Origin of the sequence: Spirillospora sp. NPDC047279 (assembly GCF_040643285.1) — a bacterium.
In the GTDB taxonomy this organism is placed as follows: Bacteria; Actinomycetota; Actinomycetes; order Streptosporangiales; family Streptosporangiaceae; genus Spirillospora.
In genome coordinates this window covers 430,629-432,108 of the sequence record NZ_JBEYUA010000008.1, presented here as the reverse complement: position 1 = coordinate 432,108, position 1,480 = coordinate 430,629, and the positions used below count along the sequence as shown (strand labels likewise).

Below are 1,480 nucleotides of genomic sequence, written 5' to 3'. Positions count from 1 at the left end.
GGTGGCCACCGGCCGGTCGAGATCTACACCAACCCGAGCCAGCATCCCCAACTTTCAGATCCGGGTTTCTGAGCCAACTTCTTGACGCGAGACACGTGGCCCAGGCGCGGATGGCGGGGGTCTTGTTGGATGACAGGTTGTCGCAGATCACGTAGATGGGGGCGCCGTCGGGGCGGGCGGCCCGGATCGTCTTGAGCGCCTTGAGGGTGTTCGCCCCGCCCTTGCGCTGCCGGTTGACGCCCCACAGGGTGTCGTCGCCGATGGAGTAGCAGCCGTGGAAGTAGCGGACGCCGTGGGTGCGGTGGTAGGTGGCCGGCAGCCGGTCGGGCTTGCCCTCCTGGGCCCAGCAGGTGCCGTGGCAGGGCCGGATCGACAGCGGCCCGAACTGGTCGAAGGCGAAGCATCGGTCGGGGAACCGGCTGGTGACCTCCTCGATCCGGTCGAGCTTGGCGTCCTTGTCCGGGTCTTTGGACTCCTTCCAGGTGCGGGTGCGCTGGAAGGAGATGCCACGGCTGCGCAGGATCTGCCGGAGCCGTTCCCGGCCGATCTTCACCTGGTGGACGGTGTTGTCGTCCAGGTAATCGGCGAGCTTGCGGATGCTCCAGTGCGTGAAGGGGCGGCCCAGCTTGGCCGGGCGCGTCGTGGCCGTCGCGACGATGTAGTCCTCGTCGTCACTGCTGATCTGGCGGGGACGACCTCCCGCCCACTGAGGGTCCAGCGCGGCCAGCCCCCGCTGGTTGAAGGCGTGGATGACGTCCCGCACGGTGTCCTCGTGCGCCTGCACGAGCCGGGCGATCGCCGGGACCGTCGTCCCCGACGCCGACGCCATGATGATCATCGCCCGGCGGACCCGGATCGACTCATGCTTGCCCCGCCGCACGATCTGCTGCAGCTTGCGGCCTTCCTGGTCGGTCAGCCGCCGTGCTCTCACCGGTTCTGCCATCCGCGCCCTCCTCGACAGCGATCACCTCGCTACGAGCGTGAGGGCAACAGACATCGAAAGCGCGGACCCCAGCGGGTGTGTCGCCCGGCGAACGTATGTGGTCAGCGCACTAGCCAGTTCTGCCGAGTTGCCGTCTCCAAACGAGGTCGCGCGGCTCTCAAGCCACGCAACCAGCCACCAAAGAACCCAGCACCCAGCACCCAGAGCCACGCTCCGCACCTACAACACCTCTCCGCACCTACAACGTCTCTCCGCACCCGCAGACCCCGCGCGCACCGCGCCCACGCTTTTGCTTGAACGCCGACCACCAGCGCGCTCACAGCCCACAACCACACGCCGCCATACGCCTCCCCTCTTCGGCGCCGCTCGAACATCAGGACCTGCCCCACCCGTAGCCGGACGACCACACCCACTGACGGGACACCGGCGCCGCCCAACCCCCGCCCCCCATGAGCCTGATCTGCACTCAACTCACGCCCGCCCCAGCAGACCCCGCGCGAAGCGCGGCAAACATACGCCTGAACGTCGACCACCCGT

General features: G+C 68.2%; 1 protein-coding gene. It reads right to left on the bottom strand.

The features are described 5' to 3' along the window. Positions 1-943: IS630 family transposase (locus ABZ810_RS23175; protein WP_358406266.1), on the bottom strand; the 943-nt coding region annotated here is incomplete at its 3' end. Positions 944-1,480: the final 537 nt, after the last annotated feature.